Below are 17,027 nucleotides of genomic sequence, written 5' to 3'. Positions count from 1 at the left end.
CGAGTAAAGCCGATGACCGATCCCACACGTTTCGAACCGGTGATTGCCAAGGCCGAAGAACTCGGAAAACGCTTCGCCCTGACAGCACGCCACTATGATGAAACCGGCGAATTCCCCTTCGCCAATTTCGACGCGCTGCACGAGGCGGGGCTGCTTGGCCTGGTCACAGCGCTCGAACACGGGGGCCTCGGCGGTGGACTGACGGAAGCGCTGGCGGCCGTCTCGGCAATCGCGCGCGGAGAGCCATCGACTGCTCTCGTTCTTTCAATGCACTACAATCAGCACTTTTCGGTGCGAACCTCAGGCAAGTGGCCGCCCCACCTTGTCGAGCGTGTCACCCGCGCCAATCGCGAGGGTGTCGCGCTCATCAATGCGGCACAGGTGGAGCCGCGCGTCGGTTCGCCATCGCATGGTTCCTTGCCCGAGACGATTGCCCGCCGCGTTGGCGATCAGTGGCGCATTACGGGCCACAAGACCTACGCCACCGGCATCCCGCTCTTGCGCTGGGTGGCTGTGCTTGCGGTTACTGACGAGCCTGAGCCGAGGCTGGGCTCATTCCTCGTTCCGACATCGGCCGATGGCATCCGTGTCGAAAAAACCTGGAACGCAACGGGCATGCGGGCAACCAACAGCGACGACCTGATCCTCGACGACGTCGCGATCCCGCTCGCCGATGTTCTCGACATCGCGCCGGCGAGCGAAGGCCTGAAACGTGACGAGCGCATGGGCGCCTGGTACTTCAGCCTCGTGCCGGCGATTTACGACGGTGCAGCCCGCGGGGCACGCGACTGGCTGATCGAGTTTACGACCTCGCGCGCGCCGGCAAGCCTCGGCGCACCGCTCTCCACCGTTCCCCGCATCCAGGATGGCCTTGGCGAGATCGAGGTCTTGCTGACGGTCAACCGTCGGCTGCTGCGGTCGATCGCCGAGGATTTCGATGCGGGGCGCCCCTTCGGCGCCGATGCCGCCGCGGTCAAACACACGGTCATCGCCAACGCGATCACCGTGACGACCCTTGCCCTCGAACTGGGCGGTAACCCCGGCATCAGTCGCGACAATCCGCTGGAACGCCATCATCGCGATGCGCTTTCCGGCAAGGCGCATGCGCCACAGAACAACCTGATCCGGACGATGCTTGCCAAGGCGGCGTTCAACCGGCATGCCGCAACACCTGCGGTTGCGCTCGAGCCGGTCCCCGTTCGACCTCCCCAGCAACCCCGTCTTGCCGTCGTCGGCGGCCGCTAGGAGTTCCCTGATGTCTTCCCTCTCTTCCGTCTGGTACACGCGCTGCCCCGCCCCGACACCATTGTCGATCGCCCATCAGCTCGGCTGGATCGACAGACAGTTTGAGAACGCCGGCGTTGCCGTCCGCTCGATCCGCGACAGCAAGGATCCGTCGGTCCGCCAGAGCCATTTTACCCATGCGCTCGATTACTCGTTCCGACAGGGCGGCAACATTCCGCCGATCTGGGCGCGGTCCGGTGGGCGCGAGACACGCGTTGTCGGCATCACCACGACAGACGAGTTCCAGGCGATTATCGCGCTTCCAGGTTCCGGGATCGCTGTCGCGAAGGACTTGAAAGGCCGCCGCATCGGCGTACCACGCAAGCCCAGTTCCGACGTCGTCGACTTCCAGCGGGCCACCGCCTTGAAAGGCATCGTCTCGGCGCTTTCGCTCGACGGCCTTGATCACGGTGATGTCGAACTCGTCTATCTCGACACCAACGAGGGCAACCTCATCGAACAGGGCAACGCCGCCTTCCTGGGCCTGAAGCGCCGATATCCCTATGGCGAGGAACTCTTGGCCCTGGCCTCGGGCAAGATCGACGCTTTCTTCGTCAAAGGTGCAGAAGGCATCGTGCTCGCCAATCAGATCGGTGCAGTTGTGGTGGCGGAATTCGGTTTCCATCCGGATCCAAAGATCCGCATCAACAATGGCACGCCAAGGCCGCTGACAGTCGACGCCCGCTTTCTTGACCAGCATTTCGACCTCGTCGTCGATCTTGTGTCGACCGTCGCCAGTGTTGGTGATTGGGCGGCGTCGAACCCGGACACAGCAGTTCGGTTCATCGCCAACGAGATCGGCGTCGGCGAGGACGCCGTCTGGGCAGCGAACGGCGCGGACGTCCAGCGTCATCTCGGTCTGGCGTTGGACGAAAACCAGATCGCCGCGTTCGACCACTTCAAGCGCTTCCTTCTCGATTGGCAGTTCATTCCTGATGATTTCGATGTCTTCAGTTGGATTGATCGCCGACCGCTAGAGGCCGCCTTGCAGCGGGCCGCCGCATGAGTGAGAGGCCGATCCTCGTTACCGGCGCCACCGGCAAGCTTGGGCGCCTCGTTGTCGAACGACTTCTCGCACGCGGACAACCGGTTCGCGTCTTTACCCGACGCCCGGAGACGGCACGTGCCCTGTTCGGTGAAACTCTGCAGATTGCCGCAGGTGATTTTGGCGACCGCGCCGCGCTCGACACGGCCGTTCGAGGCGTCGGGCGCCTTCTTCTGTTATCCCCCATCAGCACGAGGCTCGTCACGGACCAGGTCGCCGTCGCCGATGCTGCCGTCGCCGCAAATGTTTCCCGTATCGTCAAGATCTCGGGCTCCGACTGGACGATCGAGCCGCCAGGGAATTCTATCTCCGGTGAAGCGCACGCTGCCGTGGAACGGCACTTGAATGGCCTTCCGACCGAGGCTGTTTCGCTTCGTCCCAATGCCTGGATGCAGGTCTCGCTCGCCAACACCATCCGGAACGCGATCATGAACAATCAGGTTGTCGCAGCCAACCTCGAGGCCGGCATCGGTTACATCGACGCGCGCGATATTGCCGATGTCGCCGTGCACCAACTTCTCGCCGATCGCATTCGGGGGCGCACGCTCAACCTCACCGGCCCGGACGTGGTATCGTTCCGGCAGGTCGCCGCTCTGCTTACGGCTGCATTGAAACGGCCGGTTGCTGCCCTCGAGAAGCCACCCCGGACGGTTCCAAAAGACGGTGACTTCGAACACCGCGCCGTTGCGCAATTCGTAAGATTGATCGCTGCCGGCCGCGCCGCGACGACGACCGACGTCATTCCAACACTGCTTGGCCGTTCGCCCCGTACCGTCGCCGACTTCATCCTCGAACAAGTGACCGCCGAAACCGCAGTCCCCGAGTACCAGCCATGACCATACCCTTCGTCGACGTCGCCATCATCGGTGGGGGACCGGGTGGGCTCGCCCTGGCGCAAGGCCTCAAGAAGAACGGCATCGACACCGCCGTCTTCGAGCGCGACCAGGTCCGGTCGGACTATGTGCAGGGTTTCCGCATGCGGATCCGGCAACGGGGCATCGACGCGCTTCAGGCGAACCTTCCGGCGCACCTCTTTCAAGCCTTCCTTGATACGCTCGGGCTTGCGCCGACGGAAAACCTTGTTCTCGATGAGACATTCCAAAGGCTCGAGAACACGAGCCAGGGATCAGGCGAACCCGAAGATACGCATATCGAGAAATCGGTCAGCCGCATCACGCTGCGCCAGATCCTCCTGTCCGGGCTCGACGGCCTTTTTCACACAGGCAAACGGTTCGAGCGCTATGAGCAGCTTGCCGACGGAACCGTGCTTGCGCATTTTTCCGACGGCTCGGCCGTACACACCAATCTTCTGGTCGGGGCCGACGGAGCGGGATCGGCGGTACGTCGCCAACTCCTGCCTGACCTCAAGAGCATCGACACGGGGGTGCGCCGGTTGGCCGGCAAGATCACGATCGACGAGGCGGAACGACAGGGCATTTCACCGCTGCTGACTGAGTTCAATACCAACATCCGCCCGCGCGACGGTCGTGGTCTGATGATCACCAGCCATCGGGTGGATCCGTCCGCCTATGCGCGTCACGATTTCATAGGCAGGGAAGATCCCGGCCATGCCGATATCCCTGGCTTCCACTTCAACAACTCCACCAGCTACACCTGGTGGAACACGGCCTATGACACGGATGAACTCGGGCCGGACGAACTGCTCGAACGGCTCAACGGCGCGGCCCTCATCGAAACGCTGCTTCACCGTATCCATCACTGGGACGAGCGCATCCTGAACCTCATTCGCCACAGCGACCCGTCGACGGTCGCCTTCCTCAAGGTCAAGAGCTCCACACCCGGCGCGATATGGCAAAGCGGTCCGGTGACGTTACTCGGCGACGCGATCCACGCGATGACCTATTTCCGCGCGCTTGGCGGCAACACCGCCCTCTACGATTCCGGATTGCTCGTACGCGAACTCGTCGCCGCAAGGCGCCACGGCAAGCCACTGCTTGCGGCCTTAAACGACTACGAAAACGCCATGCGCGAACACGGCTACGAGGCCGTGCGGTCGTCGCTTTCCGCCATGCAGCGCAATGTCGGCGCCAATCAACCGCTCAAGGCGATACCTGCCCTCTAGCCTCAGGAAAATCGATCATGTCCATTGTCGTCTTCGGCGCCTCAGGAAACATCGGCAGCAACATCCGCAAGGAAGCTCTTTCGAGAAATCACCGCGTGACAGCCGTCACGCGCTCTTCAAACCTGGAGCCTGCCGAGCGTCTCACGGCACTGAAGGCGGACATTGCCGATCCGGAGGAAGTGGCAAAGATCTCCGCCGGCCACGATGCGGTCATCAGTGCCTATAGTCCTGGTCTGCGCCGCCATTCGGCGGAAGATGCCGCGGTTCTCATCGAGAATGCACATGCTTCCCTGTTTGAAGGCGTCAAGCGCGCCGGCGTCCGCCGCATCATCATCGTCGGCGGCGTCGGAAGCCTCCAGGCAAGCCCCGGCGTCGACGTGGTCGACAGTGATTTCTACCCGGCGGACCACAAGGCTCACACGCTGCGCAACCGAGAGATCCTGCGCAGTCTGAAACGCGGCGAGCACGATCTCGACTGGACCTATGTATCCCCGCCTCTTTTGATCAAGGCCGGCGAAAGAACCGGCCGTTTCAGGCTCGGCGAGGATGCGCTTCTGCGAGACGATACGGGCGAAAGCCGGATTTCCGAAGCCGATTTCGCCGTCGCAATTCTCGATGAACTCGACAAGGGACAGTTCATCCGCCGCCGCTTCACCGCGGCCTATTGAAGGACCTCAATTCGCATGCCCCGCACGCTCAATCTCAATGTCGGCATCAACACGACAGGCTATCTGCCGGCCGCCTGGAAATATCGCAGCGGGAGCCGCCACGACATCTATGACCCTCAATACTACAGACGCCTGACGGAACTCGCCCGCAAAGGCCTGTTCGACGCCGTGTTCTTTTCCGATCATCCGGCCTTGATGACCGACCCGAACAGCCGACCATTCCATACCATCGACCCGCTCATCCTCTGTACGGCGCTTGCGGCACAGGTGCCCGACATCGGCTTCGTCGCAACCATGTCGTCCACATACAATTCGCCCTATAATCTCGCCCGCCGCACCCAGTCGACGGATATCGTGGCCGGTGGCCGGCTGATCATCAACATCGTCTCGTCCTTCAATCCGAATGTGGCAGCCAACTTCGGCTCGGCGCCGCTGCCCCCACGAGCCGAGCGCTACGCCAAAGCTTCCGAATTTCTCGATGTTGCCAAGAAACTCTGGGCAAGCTGGGATCCCGCCCGCGACGGCCATGTGCCCGACGAACGGTTCTGGGATGCGGCGAGTGCGCATGCGATCGACCACGAAGGCGATCATTTCGCAGTGAAGGGACCGCTGAACGTGCCGCGTGGCCCGCAAGGCCATCCGGTGATCGCGCAGGCAGGCGCATCCGAAGGCGGTATCGAGCTCGCCGCCCGCCATGGCGAGATCATTTATTGCAACATCCTCTCCCGCCCTGCCGGCCAGGCCTTCGGCAAGAAGGTCAGGGATCGCGCTGCAGCCATCGGTCGCGACCCGAAGGGCATTAAGATCGTGCCCGGGGTGGTGGTGATCCTTGGCGAGACGAAAGAGGAGGCGTTGCGAAAACACGAACTCTTCAGCGGCGCGGGCTCGGAGGACGGCCTGATCGCACGCTTCGTCAGGGAGAACGGTATTGATCCCAACGGCTTCGATCCGGATGCCATTCTGGATGCCGAGCGTTTCGTTCCGGATCCCAACCGTCTTCAGGCGGTCGGAATGGGCCTTGGTCTCTCCGATCTGCTGACACATGAGAAGTTGACGGCCAGGCAGGCTGTGCGCCGCTCGGAAGGGCACCACCGCCTGCTGCTCGGGACGCCGGAACAGGTCGCCGATGCGCTTATCGACCTTTGGGCGGACGGCACCGTCGACGGCTACACGCTTCAGCCGCCCCGGGCACCTGATGACATCGAAGAATTCGTGAAGAAGGTCGTCCCGATCCTCCAGGACCGCGGTGTTTATCGTAACCGTTACGAGGAACAAACCATTCGCGAGCGCTATGCATTGCCATTTCCGTACTAGTACAGACAGGCCCCGATGCGCCTCAGGCGGCGGCCAATCGCGGCATACCGCTGCCTGTAGCTATGCAGCAGTCGTTGCAAAAATCGGTGACGCAGGCGGCGCGCTACTACAACGATGCGGAGCGAAAGCAGGGGCGAGCGGCCCGTGTATTTGTCTAGTGTCGCACCGCCGTAGCACCGTCGGCCAGACAATCAAGCGCCAAACAGTCGCCTGTCCCAATAGACCGGACGCCGCGCTCGGGCCGGCGCTCGAAGCTGCGGTTCGACAGATCCCTCGCCCGTTCCAGGAAAAAGGCGATGCCAAGGCTGGCTGAAATTGTCGCCGCCGACAAAGCCCGCGATCCACTGCAGATGCCGATTCGGTAACACTCTGCATGAATACCGCCTAAATCGGGATATTTTTGAAACGATTCGACGGTATCGACTGAAATATTCTTGACATAATTCCGTTTCGGAAATTTACTTTGCCTATCAAGGCCGAAATGGAAACGGTGATGACCCAACGCTACCTCGTCGATGATCTGGACCGCGAGATTATCCGTTATCTCTCCGAAGACGGGCGCCTTTCGGCGGCCGAGATCGCCGGCCGGATCGGCAGCGTCTCGGAGCGCACAGTCCGCAACCGCATTGCCGGACTGCTGCAGGCCAAGATGATCGTCATCGGCGCTATTCCCGATCCGGTCGCGCTTGGACGCGATGTCCAGGTCGAACTTCTGATCGAGGTCGAGCCCGGCAAACAGGAGGACGTCGCCATCCTGCTCGCAGAGTACGACGAGATCGGCTACCTCGCCGCCACGAGCGGCACGGCGAACCTCAGTGCTTCGCTCTTCGTGGCCGACCACGCGGCATTGCTTGAATTCATCGATCAGGAAATGGGCAAACTGCCTGGCATCAGGCGCGTCACGAGCTCGGTCGTGCTGCGCCTCTACAAGGTATTCGGCACGAGGACGACCGCGATCAGCCGCGGTACGGACCTCGGCGGCAAGAAAAAGGGATAGACCATGCTTCGTATCGGAGTGGATGTTGGCGGCACCAACACGGACGCGGCGCTGCTGCGCGGCGCCGAGGTCCTGGCCACGGTGAAATCCTCTACCACCGCGGACGTGACATCGGGCGTCAGCGCGGCGATCCGCACCGTTCTGGCCGAAGCAGGCGTTGCTGCCGGCGCGGTCAACGCGGTAATGATCGGCACCACACACTTCCTCAATGCGATCGTCGAGGGTCGGCATCTTGAAAAGGTGGGCATTCTGCGCCTTTGCGGTGCGGCGACGCGCTCCCTGCCACCCATGATCGACTGGCCGGATACACTTCGCCCCGTCGTCGACGGGGGTGCCGCTCTGGTTGGCGGCGGCGTCAATTACGATGGTTCTGAGATTGCCCCGCTCGACGACGTGGCGATCCGCGCGGCATGCCGCGATTGGCGGGCGCGCGGCATCTCCGCCGTCGCGATCTGCTCGGTCTTTGCCCTGGTCGATCCGAAAATGGAAAACGACGCGGCGGAAATCGTTGCCGAGGAAATGCCCGGCGTGGCAATCAGCCTGTCGCACCGCGTCGGTCGCACCGGCCTCCTGCCCCGCGAAAATGCCACCATCCTCAATGCGAGCCTCCATACGCTCGGACGCGAGACGGTCGGCGCCTTCCGCGCGGCATTTGCCGCGCTCGGCCTCACCTGCCCGCTCTACCTGACGCAAAACGACGGCACGCTGATGGCGGCCGAGTTCGCCGAGCGCTATCCGGTCTTCACGATCGCGTCCGGACCGACCAACTCCATGCGTGGTGCGGCCTTCCTGACCGGGCTATCCGACGCAGCGGTCATCGACATCGGCGGCACCACCACGGATATCGGCATGCTGGTCGCCGGTTTCCCGCGCACCCGCAGCGAGGGCGCGGAGATCGGCGGCGTGCCGACTAATTTCCGTGTTCCGGACGTCTACTCTTTCGGGCTCGGCGGCGGCAGCATCATACGCCCCGGTTCGTCTTCGACGATCGGCCCGGATTCGGTCGGATTTCGCCTGCCGGAAAAGGCTCTCTGCTTCGGCGGGGACACGCTGACGACCACCGACGTCGCCGTTGCTGCCGGCCTTGTCGACCTTGGCGAGCGCGACCGCCTCAGCCGCATCACGCCGGAATTTGCCCAGCAGATGCTGGCGCAGATGAAAGCCAGCATCGAAACGGTGCTGGACCGCATGAAGCCGAGCGCCGATCCGATCCCCGCCATTCTTGTCGGCGGCGGCTCGGTGCTGGTCGAGGGCCTGCTGGAGGGAACCTCCGTTTCGCTGAAGCCGGATCATTTCGGCTCGGCCAACGCCATCGGCGCGGCAATTGCCCAGGTCTCCGGCGAGGTGGACAGCGTGGTTTCGCTGGAAGGCACCACCCGGGAACGCGCACTGGAATCCATTGTCGCTGAGGCACGGGCGCGCGCCGTCGAGGCCGGCGCCGACGCCGAGACGACCACCCTTGCCGAAATCGAAGAAACGCCGCTGGCGTACCTGCCCGGCAATGCCGTTCGCGTCGCCGCGAAAGTGATAGGGGAGTTGCGGGCATGAAGTACTGGACGCTCAGCGAAGCGGATATCGATCGCATCGCCATCGGCTGTGGGATTCTCGGAACCGGCGGTGGCGGCAGCACCTACCATGGCCTTCTGCGCGCCAAGGCGCTCCTGCGCGAAGGCAAGCGCATTCGCATGGTGCGCCCCGCCGACATGGCACCGGATGCGCAGATCCTGGGTATCGGCGGCATCGGCGCCCCGACGGTGGGCATCGAAAAGATCCCGGAAGGCAGCGAGGGCGTCCGGCTATTGAACGCGCTCGAACGGCATCTCGGCCGCAAGGTCGATGCGGTGCTCGGTGACGAGGTCGGTGGTGGCAACGGCATTGCGCCGATGCTGACGGCAGCGATGGTCGATCTGCCTGTCGTCGATGCCGACGGCATGGGTCGGGCCTTCCCGGAAGTGCAGATGACGACCTTCTTCATCCACGGCCAGGCGGTGCAGCCGGCGGCCCTTGCCGACGCCGACGGCAACGTGCTCGTCGTCACCGACGCGACGACGCCGAAGATGCTGGAGAAGCTGTTACGCGCCAGCACCATTGCCATGGGATGCACCGCGCTGATGACGACTGCGCCGATGTCCGGTGAATTCGTCCGCCGTTTCGGCGTGCCCCACACCACCAGCCAGGCGTGGAGCCTCGGAGACGCCGTCATGAACGCGCGCGCGGCCAAGGAGGACCCGGTCGAGGCCATATTGAAGCAGTCCGGTGGTGTGCGGCTGATGCGCGGCAAGGTGACCGATATCAGCCGCCGCGTCATGGCGGGCTTCACCCGCGGCAAGCTCACGGTTGCGGGCCTGGATGCCGACGCAGGCCGGACACTCACCGTCGACATCCAGAACGAATATCTGATCGCGCGCGAAGGCGAAGAGATCATCACCATGGTGCCGGACCTGATCTGCATCGTGGATTCGGAAACCGGCCGGGCGATCGGCACGGAAGAGCTGCGCTACGGCCTGCGCATCGACGTGTTGTCCATGCCTGCACCGGTGCTGCTGCGCAGCGAGATCGCGCTCGCCTCCGTCGGCCCGCGTGCCTTTGGTTACGATTTCGACTTTGTGCCGATGGGCGTGTCTGCGGATGCGCCTGCCGTACCCCATTACAAAGAAGACGCCTAAGCGTCCGCCCCTCCAGAACTCGATTGGGAGCCCGACATGAACCGCCGCAATTTCTTGAAAACCGCCGCCCTCACCGCTCTCGCCACAGCCGCCGCATCGCATTGGAATTTTGCGATGGCCGAGGGTACCAGCAGCATCTTCACGCTCGCCTATCCGACGAGCTTTCCGGACCTTGACCCGGCTACCTCGTTTTCCAACGACGGCGCGGTGCTTGCCAATGTCTACGAAGGGCTGACGCGCTACATTCCCGCGACCGACAAGGCCGAAGCCAAAATCGAGCCCCTGCTCGCAACCTCCTGGGACGTGAGCGCAGACGGCAAGACCTGGACGTTCACCCTGCGCGATGGCGTGAAGTTCCATGACGGCAGCCCGCTGACGTCGCAGGCGGTCAAGGGCTCGATCGAGCGGACCAAGAAGATCGGTGGTGGCGCGTCCTTCATCTGGGGGCCGGTTGCGTCCATCGAAACACCGGAGCCACTAAAGGTGGTGTTCCTGCTCTCCGAGCCGCAGCCACTCGACCTCATCGCGTCGGCCGGCTTTGCCGCCTGGATCTACGCGCCTTCCTCGCACGACAAGGATGCGTCCTGGTTCAACACCGGCAACGATGCAGGGACCGGGGCGTTCAAGATTTCGCGCTATGAGCCCGGCCAGCGCGCTGTCCTCGACCGCGTCGAAGGTTATTGGGGCAAGGTGCCGGACGGCGCTTTCCAGACGATCTCCTTCGAAATCGTCGAGGATGCGACGCTCGCCCAGAACATGATCGAGAGCGGCCAGGCCGACTGGACCTACAGCCTCCCTTACGAGAATCTGGAGGCGTTGAAGTCCAATCCCGACCTGAACGTGGTCGTGAACCCTTCTTTCGAAACGCTGTTCGGCCTCTACAACGTCAAGCGTGCGCCGCTCGACAAGGTCAAGGTGCGTCAGGCCCTGTCGCTCGCCTTTCCCTATGACGACGTGATCTCGGCGGGCACGAGCGGCTTCGGCACCCGCGCCAAGGGTGTCGTCCCGGCCGGTATCTGGGGCCACGATGCCAACGCGCCGATCCCGAAGACCGATCTGGAAGCAGCCAAGGCATTGCTTGCCGAAGAGGGCATCGAGCCGGGCCTGGAACTGGTCATGACCTATTCCACGTCCCAGGCGATCGAGGCGGTGGCAGGCGAGCTCTGGAAGGCCAACTTGGAGACGCTCGGCATCACCCTGAAACTCCAGCCGATGGCATGGGAAGCGCAATGGCAGCTCGGCAAATCGAACCCCGAGGCGGCGCAGGACATTTTCGTCATGTTCTGGTGGCCGACCTTCGTCACCCCCTACGACTACCTCTTCAACCTGTTCCACAGCGAGGAGAAGCCGAACTTCAATCTCGGCTACTATTCCAATGCCGAGGTGGACACCAAGATCGATGACGCGGCCAAGCTCTCGGGCACGGACCGCCCGCGCGCCGAGGCGCTGTTTATCGAGGCGCAGCGCAAGATCATCGAGGATGCGGCAGCGATCTTCATGCTCGACCAGCCGAACGTCCATATCATCCGCGCTGACATCAAGGGCTACGCCGACAATCCGGCCTATGGTCACATCGCCTTCGTCAACGATCTGAGCCGGTAGGGCACGCGGGGGGTCTGATGGAACTTCTACGCTACATCCTGCGCCGCACGTTTCTCTCCGCCTTCGTGTTGGTGGGCGTGACCTTCCTGGTCTTCGTGGTGGCACAGGTCGTTCCGTCGGACCCCGCATCGCTCTATGCGGGCCCGCGTCCCACGGCCGAGCAAATCGAAAAGGCGCGCCAGGAACTCAATCTGGACGCGCCTCTCCCTGCCCGTTTCGCGACGTTCGCCGGCGCCATGGCGTCCGCCGATTTCGGCATATCCTACAAGTCCAGGCGTCTCATCGCGGAGGATCTCCGCGCCTATCTTCCGGCCACTCTCGAGCTCGCCATCTTTTCGACCGGCCTTGCGCTCCTGATTGGCATTCCGTTCGGCGTCATTGCTGCAGCGCGGCAAGGCGGCTGGGCAGACCGGCTCTGCAGTTTCGGCTCGATCGCCGCCGTCGCAATGCCGACCTTTTTCCTGGCGATGATCCTGCAGCTCATCTTTGCGCAATGGCTGGGCATCCTCCCGCTCTCCGGGCGACTTTCCAGAGAGATCGCGATTTCGGCGCCGCTGCCGATGGTGACCGGCTTCAACCTGATCGACGCACTCATCGCCGGGCGCCTTGAGGCGTTCGGCGACGCACTGACGCACCTCATCCTGCCGGCATTGACACTCGCGTCCTATCCTGCCGGCGTCGCCATGCGATTGACCCGCTCGGCCATGATCGAAATCCTCGAGCGCCGGCATATCGTTGCTGCCCGCGCACTTGGGCTTTCCGAACCACGCATCCTCTTCGGTCACGCGCTGCCGAATGCCATGGGCCCCGCACTGACGGTGATCGGCCTTTCCTTCGCCTATGCCCTGACCGGCGCGGTGCTCATCGAGATTATCTTCGCCTGGCCGGGTCTTGGCCGTTACGTATCCGAAGCGATCCTTGCCAAGGACTTTCCGGTCATCGCCGCCGTCACCATGGTCGTGACCATCTGTTACGTCGTGATGAACCTTTTAATCGACATCACTCAGGCCCTTGTCGACCCGCGGGTGGCGCTGTCATGAAAAAGCTTGTCAAACGCCTCGGCTGGCCTGGCACCTTCGCACTGGCTGTCATTCTCATCTTCGTGCTCGTTGCGCTCCTCGCACCGTGGATCGCGCCCTATCCCCTGCAGGGGGCCGGCGGGCCTAATGTCGCCGCCAAGCTTTCACCGCCCTCTGCCGACTACTGGTTGGGGACCGATCATCTCGGCCGGGACATTCTGAGCCGCATCGTCTACGGGACGCGGGTATCCCTGACGAACGGCATGCTGATCGTCGCCTTCTCCTTGCTGATCGGGCTGCCGATCGGTCTTGCCGCCGGCTACTTCGGCGGGTGGATCGATGAAGCGCTGATGCGCGGTACCGACGTCTTCCTCGCCTTCCCGGCGCTCTTGCTGGCGGTGCTGATGGCCGCAGCCCTCGGCCCAGGCTTTCTCAACAGCGTCATCGCCGTCGCCGTCACCTGGTGGCCCTGGTATGCGCGACTCGCCCGTGCGGAGGTGTTGGTGTTGCGTGGCCAGCCCTATGTCGAGGCGGCACAGCTCTCCGGCGTCTCGCATTGGCGCATCATCCTGCGCCACATCCTGCCGGCGACCGGCAGGCCGCTGACGGTGCAGGCAGCCCTCGATGTCGGACCGGCGCTTCTGACCGCCGCCGCTCTCTCCTTCCTCGGCCTTGGCGTATTGCCGCCGACTGCCGACTGGGGCCAGATGGTCGACGCTGGAAGAAAGTTCTTCCCCGCGCGCTGGTGGTATTCTGCGATGCCGGGCCTGACCATCTTCGCTATCGCGCTCGCCTTCAGCGTGCTCGGCGATGCGCTTCGTGATCGCAAGGGAGGGACTGGCCGTGCCTCTGCTTGATATCCGCAATCTTTCGGTCAGCATCCCGACATCGGAAGGTGACGTTCACGCGGTGCGTGCCGTCAGCCTCGAGATCGAGCGCGGCGAGATCCACGGCGTGATCGGTGAGTCCGGCTGCGGCAAGACCATGACCGGGATGGCCGCACTTGGCCTTGCGCCGAAGGGTGCCCTCATCGTTGCCGATCGGTTCCATTTCGACGGCGAGGATCTTCGCGAGCGGGCCACGCAACTGCGTGGTCGGCGCATCGGCATGATCGCCCAGGATCCCGCAGCCGCCCTCAATCCCGTGCTCAGCATCGCCAGGCAAATGGACGACGTGATCCGCGCCCATCGGGACCTGTCGCATCGGGGCCGGCGCACCGAGGCGATTGAACTTCTGGCCGCAACCGGGCTGCCTGACCCGGAGAGAGTGCTCCGTAGCTATCCACACCAGCTTTCGGGCGGCATGCAGCAGCGTGTGGTCATCGCGCAGGCGCTGGCGACCGGCGCCGAGTTCCTCATTGCCGACGAGCCGACCACTGCGCTCGACGTCTCGATCGGTGCTCAAGTCCTGGCATTGCTACGCAAGCTGGTAACGGAGCGCGGGCTCACCGTGTTGATGATCACCCACGACATGGACGTCATTGCAGAGGCCTGCGATCGCGCCACCGTGCTCTATGCAGGTCGCTCGGTCGAGACCGGCCCGGTCGACGCCGTGCTGCAAAGTCCCGGGCATCCCTACACCCGGGCCTTGCTCGCCGCACTTCCGGACGCCGCGCCGCTTGGCGCACGGCTGGCGGCCATCGAGGGCTCGATACCGCCGCCGCGCTCGGCGATAGCCGGCTGTGCCTTCGCCTCGCGCTGTCCCCAGGCACTCCAGCAGTGCGCAGCCACGCCACCGCCGGGGCGCAACCGGGCCGCACATCGCTGGCTATGCCATTTGCCGGAGGACGCTGCATGACCACGGCCCCGATACTCGACGTCGACAACCTCGTCATCCGCTACCGCGCCGGCCTCTTCGCGACACGGCCAAAACCCGCGGTCAACGGTGCGAGCTTCCGTTTGGCCAGAGGCGAGACCCTCGGGATCGTCGGCGAAAGCGGATCTGGCAAGACAAGCCTCCTGCGCGCCATCCTTCGGCTTCTTCCGGTGGAAAGCGGGCAGATCCGGCTTGAAGGACAGGACTGGCTGGCGCTGAAGGGCAGCGCTCTGCGTCGGGAACGCCAGAAGATCGGGGTCGTGCTGCAGAACCCGTTCCTGTCGCTGAGCCCGAGATTGGCGATCGCCGATATCCTGGCCGAGCCAATCCTGGCGCAAGGGGGCCGACAGGACGCCGCGATGCGCGACAAGATCGCGGGCCTGTTGTCAGACTGCGGGTTGCCGGCCGATTTTCTCGATCGCCGCGCAGGCGAACTCTCCGGTGGGCAGGCACAGCGCGTGGCGATCGCCCGCGCACTGGCTCTGGAACCGAGCCTTCTCATCCTCGACGAACCGACATCGGCGCTCGACGTCTCGGTACAGGCACAGATCCTCAATCTGCTTTCGGACCTCAAGGAAAGCCGCGGGCTGTCGATGCTGTTCGTCACCCATAACCTGAAGGTCGTCGCACATGTCTCCGACGCGCTTCTGGTCATGCGGCGCGGCGACGTCATCGAGTTCGGAAAAACCAAGGACGTCATCGCGGCCCCGGCCGATCCCTATACGCGCGAACTGCTTTCCTTCGGGCGCCGCGAAAGACTTGTCGAGACCTCCTGACGGCGGCGACCAATGTCCTTGATGTCGATCTTGTTTCGGAGCGCCGGCGGGCGGGCTCTGTTGCGACCGCGCAGATAGCGCCCATGCGCGAGCGAGAAGACGCGCAAGGACCCGATGTTTCGGACGGACGAGTGAAGCCGAGACGGATCGCCAGCACGAGGTCGATCGGCGGGTGGCAACTTGTCCAGGTGACTGAGAGAATTGCAACCGTTGCGATCAGCACCACGTGCGCCCATTTTCGACGGTGCCTCCTGTCGTCGGAAGATTTTCGGAATTTCAACGTCATCCTTACCGATCGGGAAGTATCGGCCTCTGAAACGTAAATTCACCCCGATCGGGAAGTTTTAGGAAGTCGCGGCTTTCTCTGAGAGGGCCGATTAGAGGCCTTGCGAAGACACCACGTGCTGGATCGCTGCAAGCAGGATCGCGACCGCAACGATCACACCGATACGCAAAGTTCTTTGAGCGACGGTTTCCTGATCCTGCATCGTCAACCTGGTTGAACAACAGGTGTATTCGACGATCGGAGAATAGCCGGTGAATTCGAGGACGTCGCGGCCCTGCACATCGAAGTCGACGATACGATCGACGCCTTGCGTGTTACCTGCTTGGCCAGCCCAGACGAACGTATTTGCGCCGGCTCCGCCACTTAAGATGTCGGTGAAATCGCCGCATGAAAGGATATCGTCGACCTCGCCGCCAAAAAGCTGATTGCTCCGCGAGCCTATGAAAGCGGTCGGTCTGCTCATCAAATCACGTCCGGAACCGACAACGCACACCTGCCCGCACAACGCAAATGTCGATTCTAGCGCCCTAGATTGTACTGCGTTGGGATTCGACCAAGTTCTTCAACATCAGCGGCAGAATTCCACCCGCCTTCAACGTATCGACCTCAGCGGCCGTCTCGATCGCCGCGACCGCTTTGAACGTGGTAGCCTCGCCCCCGTACCGTTTAATGGCAATGTCGATCGGACAACGCGGCGAGATCAGGCCTGCGTTGGCATTTATTTCGATGAGGTCACCTGACTTTAGAGCGAGATCATCTGGTCCCAAACCCTCCGGCAGTCTCATTGGCAGAATGCCCATCCCGATAAGATTGGAACGGTGAATCCTTTCGAAGCTTACAGCCAAGACCGCGCGGGCGCCGAGGAGCGATGCTCCCTTGGCTGCCCAATCTCGCGAGGAACCCATTCCATAACGCTCGCCAGCGACAATCACGACGGACTGCCTGCTCTCGGCATAGCGATTTGCGGCGCACCAGAGCGGGAGGACTTCACCTGAGGGCGCATGGATCGTCGATCCTGGTGGGATCTCGCTGCCCAAAAGATTTTGAACAGCCCGGTTTGTATACAAGCCCCGAACCATCGCTTCCCAGTTGCCCCGCCGCGAAGCATGAACATTAAGGTCGGTCGGGACTTCCCCTCGCTCGATGAGATATCGGCCGGTTTCACTCTGAGCCCGGATCGCCCCGGCTGGCGAGATATGGTCCGTCGTGATGTCGTCACCGACAACGATCAGCGGATGCGCATCATACGTGCCGAGTAAGCTGCCTTTTCCAAAGCCTGCGAACGGCGGCCTGCGGATGTAGGTCGACGTCTCGTCCCATGGAAACAATGTCGTCGCCGGCGCCTCGAGTTCGCGCCAAGCCTTGCTGGCCTCCGCTTCGTCATAAGCTGGCTTGAAATCAACCGCATCGGAGGCAAGCGCAACTGCTTCGTCAATCTCCTTGCTCGTCGGCCACAACATCGACAGTGTCAC

The 17,027-nt window shown here is 63.0% G+C and carries 17 protein-coding genes and 1 pseudogene; 15 read left to right on the top strand and 3 right to left on the bottom strand.

Annotated features, from left to right (window positions below; translation table 11 throughout):
* The first annotated feature begins 12 nt into the window (after positions 1-12).
* The 7 genes and pseudogenes from IB272_RS27555 to IB272_RS35060 form a co-directional block, all read left to right on the top strand.
* Positions 13-1,245 carry an acyl-CoA dehydrogenase family protein gene (locus IB272_RS27555; RefSeq protein WP_127890216.1) on the top strand — a complete coding sequence of 411 codons (1,233 nt, stop codon included), beginning with the start codon at positions 13-15 and terminating at the stop codon, positions 1,243-1,245.
* A 10-nt stretch (positions 1,246-1,255) separates the two neighbouring features.
* Positions 1,256-2,290 (top strand): ABC transporter substrate-binding protein, encoded by a 1,035-nt coding sequence (locus IB272_RS27550; RefSeq protein ID WP_192445482.1) that lies wholly within the window; start codon positions 1,256-1,258, stop codon positions 2,288-2,290.
* A complete protein-coding gene (locus IB272_RS27545) occupies positions 2,287-3,165 on the top strand; it encodes an NAD(P)H-binding protein (protein WP_192445481.1) in 879 nt (292 codons plus the stop codon). Before IB272_RS27550 ends, IB272_RS27545 begins: the two co-directional genes overlap by 4 nt.
* Positions 3,162-4,412 (top strand): NAD(P)/FAD-dependent oxidoreductase, encoded by a 1,251-nt coding sequence (locus IB272_RS27540; RefSeq protein ID WP_192445480.1) that lies wholly within the window; start codon positions 3,162-3,164, stop codon positions 4,410-4,412. Before IB272_RS27545 ends, IB272_RS27540 begins: the two co-directional genes overlap by 4 nt.
* Before the next feature lie 17 nt (positions 4,413-4,429).
* Positions 4,430-5,080 (top strand): NAD(P)-dependent oxidoreductase, encoded by a 651-nt coding sequence (locus IB272_RS27535; RefSeq protein WP_192445479.1) that lies wholly within the window; start codon positions 4,430-4,432, stop codon positions 5,078-5,080.
* A 15-nt stretch (positions 5,081-5,095) separates the two neighbouring features.
* The gene (locus IB272_RS27530; RefSeq protein WP_060521262.1) at positions 5,096-6,394 is read left to right on the top strand and encodes an NtaA/DmoA family FMN-dependent monooxygenase; all 1,299 of its coding nucleotides are present in this window, start codon (positions 5,096-5,098) and stop codon (positions 6,392-6,394) included.
* Positions 6,395-6,423: 29 nt separating this feature from the next.
* Positions 6,424-6,552: pseudogene (locus tag IB272_RS35060) on the top strand (integrase); the annotation flags it as partial.
* Here the strand turns inward: IB272_RS35060 and IB272_RS27525 are convergent.
* On the bottom strand, positions 6,549-6,896 hold the full coding sequence (locus IB272_RS27525) for a hypothetical protein (RefSeq protein ID WP_192445478.1): 348 nt from the start codon (positions 6,894-6,896) through the stop codon (positions 6,549-6,551). The pseudogene IB272_RS35060 and the gene IB272_RS27525 sit on opposite strands and share 4 nt — an antisense overlap.
* On the opposite strand from IB272_RS27525, the gene IB272_RS27520 reads away from it, so the two are divergent.
* From IB272_RS27520 to IB272_RS27485, 8 genes are read left to right on the top strand one after another with little or no spacing between them, the layout of a single operon-like run.
* Positions 6,888-7,391, top strand: a complete 504-nt coding sequence (locus IB272_RS27520; RefSeq protein ID WP_162251910.1) for an Lrp/AsnC family transcriptional regulator — start codon at positions 6,888-6,890, stop codon at positions 7,389-7,391. The genes IB272_RS27525 and IB272_RS27520 overlap by 9 nt on opposite strands.
* A 3-nt stretch (positions 7,392-7,394) precedes the next feature.
* Positions 7,395-8,939 (top strand): hydantoinase/oxoprolinase family protein, encoded by a 1,545-nt coding sequence (locus tag IB272_RS27515; protein ID WP_192445477.1) that lies wholly within the window; start codon positions 7,395-7,397, stop codon positions 8,937-8,939.
* Positions 8,936-10,057, top strand: coding sequence for a DUF917 domain-containing protein (locus IB272_RS27510; protein ID WP_060604921.1), 1,122 nt, complete (start codon positions 8,936-8,938; stop codon positions 10,055-10,057). The genes IB272_RS27515 and IB272_RS27510 overlap by 4 nt, the downstream gene beginning before the upstream one ends.
* A 36-nt stretch (positions 10,058-10,093) precedes the next feature.
* A complete protein-coding gene (locus tag IB272_RS27505; protein ID WP_127890263.1) occupies positions 10,094-11,659 on the top strand; it encodes an ABC transporter substrate-binding protein in 1,566 nt (521 codons plus the stop codon).
* 17 nt (positions 11,660-11,676) lie between these two features.
* Positions 11,677-12,699, top strand: a complete 1,023-nt coding sequence (locus IB272_RS27500) for an ABC transporter permease (RefSeq protein WP_060604926.1) — start codon at positions 11,677-11,679, stop codon at positions 12,697-12,699.
* On the top strand, positions 12,696-13,535 hold the full coding sequence (locus IB272_RS27495) for an ABC transporter permease (RefSeq protein WP_060521268.1): 840 nt from the start codon (positions 12,696-12,698) through the stop codon (positions 13,533-13,535). Before IB272_RS27500 ends, IB272_RS27495 begins: the two co-directional genes overlap by 4 nt.
* The gene (locus IB272_RS27490; protein WP_192445476.1) at positions 13,522-14,475 is read left to right on the top strand and encodes an ABC transporter ATP-binding protein; all 954 of its coding nucleotides are present in this window, start codon (positions 13,522-13,524) and stop codon (positions 14,473-14,475) included. Before IB272_RS27495 ends, IB272_RS27490 begins: the two co-directional genes overlap by 14 nt.
* Positions 14,472-15,269, top strand: coding sequence for an ABC transporter ATP-binding protein (locus IB272_RS27485; RefSeq protein WP_113292907.1), 798 nt, complete (start codon positions 14,472-14,474; stop codon positions 15,267-15,269). The genes IB272_RS27490 and IB272_RS27485 overlap by 4 nt, the downstream gene beginning before the upstream one ends.
* Before the next feature lie 377 nt (positions 15,270-15,646).
* Here IB272_RS27485 and IB272_RS27480 read toward each other — a convergent pair whose 3' ends face one another.
* Together IB272_RS27480 and IB272_RS27475 are read right to left on the bottom strand one after the other, a co-directional pair.
* Complete coding sequence (locus IB272_RS27480; protein ID WP_192445475.1) at positions 15,647-16,018, bottom strand: hypothetical protein; 372 nt, start codon at positions 16,016-16,018, stop codon at positions 15,647-15,649.
* 64 nt (positions 16,019-16,082) lie between these two features.
* Positions 16,083-17,027: a hypothetical protein gene (locus IB272_RS27475; protein WP_348646822.1), complete on the bottom strand. Its 945-nt coding sequence runs from the start codon at positions 17,025-17,027 to the stop codon at positions 16,083-16,085.

Origin of the sequence: Ensifer sp. ENS08 (assembly GCF_014852195.1) — a bacterium.
Lineage (GTDB): Bacteria > Pseudomonadota > Alphaproteobacteria > Rhizobiales > Rhizobiaceae > Ensifer > Ensifer adhaerens.
Note: the sequence above shows the minus strand (reverse complement) of the source record. Positions and strands in the feature narration are given on the sequence as shown.

Excerpts from the sequence above, each read along its gene's own strand:
- IB272_RS27555 (WP_127890216.1), top strand. The coding sequence starts at position 13 with ATGACCGATCCCACACGTTTCGAACCGGTGATTGCCAAGGCCGAAGAA.
- IB272_RS27550 (WP_192445482.1), top strand. The coding sequence starts at position 1,256 with ATGTCTTCCCTCTCTTCCGTCTGGTACACGCGCTGCCCCGCCCCGACA.
- IB272_RS27545 (WP_192445481.1), top strand. The coding sequence starts at position 2,287 with ATGAGTGAGAGGCCGATCCTCGTTACCGGCGCCACCGGCAAGCTTGGG.
- IB272_RS27540 (WP_192445480.1), top strand. The coding sequence starts at position 3,162 with ATGACCATACCCTTCGTCGACGTCGCCATCATCGGTGGGGGACCGGGT.
- IB272_RS27535 (WP_192445479.1), top strand. The coding sequence starts at position 4,430 with ATGTCCATTGTCGTCTTCGGCGCCTCAGGAAACATCGGCAGCAACATC.
- IB272_RS27530 (WP_060521262.1), top strand. The coding sequence starts at position 5,096 with ATGCCCCGCACGCTCAATCTCAATGTCGGCATCAACACGACAGGCTAT.
- IB272_RS27520 (WP_162251910.1), top strand. The coding sequence starts at position 6,888 with ATGACCCAACGCTACCTCGTCGATGATCTGGACCGCGAGATTATCCGT.
- IB272_RS27515 (WP_192445477.1), top strand. The coding sequence starts at position 7,395 with ATGCTTCGTATCGGAGTGGATGTTGGCGGCACCAACACGGACGCGGCG.
- IB272_RS27510 (WP_060604921.1), top strand. The coding sequence starts at position 8,936 with ATGAAGTACTGGACGCTCAGCGAAGCGGATATCGATCGCATCGCCATC.
- IB272_RS27505 (WP_127890263.1), top strand. The coding sequence starts at position 10,094 with ATGAACCGCCGCAATTTCTTGAAAACCGCCGCCCTCACCGCTCTCGCC.
- IB272_RS27500 (WP_060604926.1), top strand. The coding sequence starts at position 11,677 with ATGGAACTTCTACGCTACATCCTGCGCCGCACGTTTCTCTCCGCCTTC.
- IB272_RS27495 (WP_060521268.1), top strand. The coding sequence starts at position 12,696 with ATGAAAAAGCTTGTCAAACGCCTCGGCTGGCCTGGCACCTTCGCACTG.
- IB272_RS27485 (WP_113292907.1), top strand. The coding sequence starts at position 14,472 with ATGACCACGGCCCCGATACTCGACGTCGACAACCTCGTCATCCGCTAC.
- IB272_RS27480 (WP_192445475.1), bottom strand. The coding sequence starts at position 16,018 with ATGAGCAGACCGACCGCTTTCATAGGCTCGCGGAGCAATCAGCTTTTT.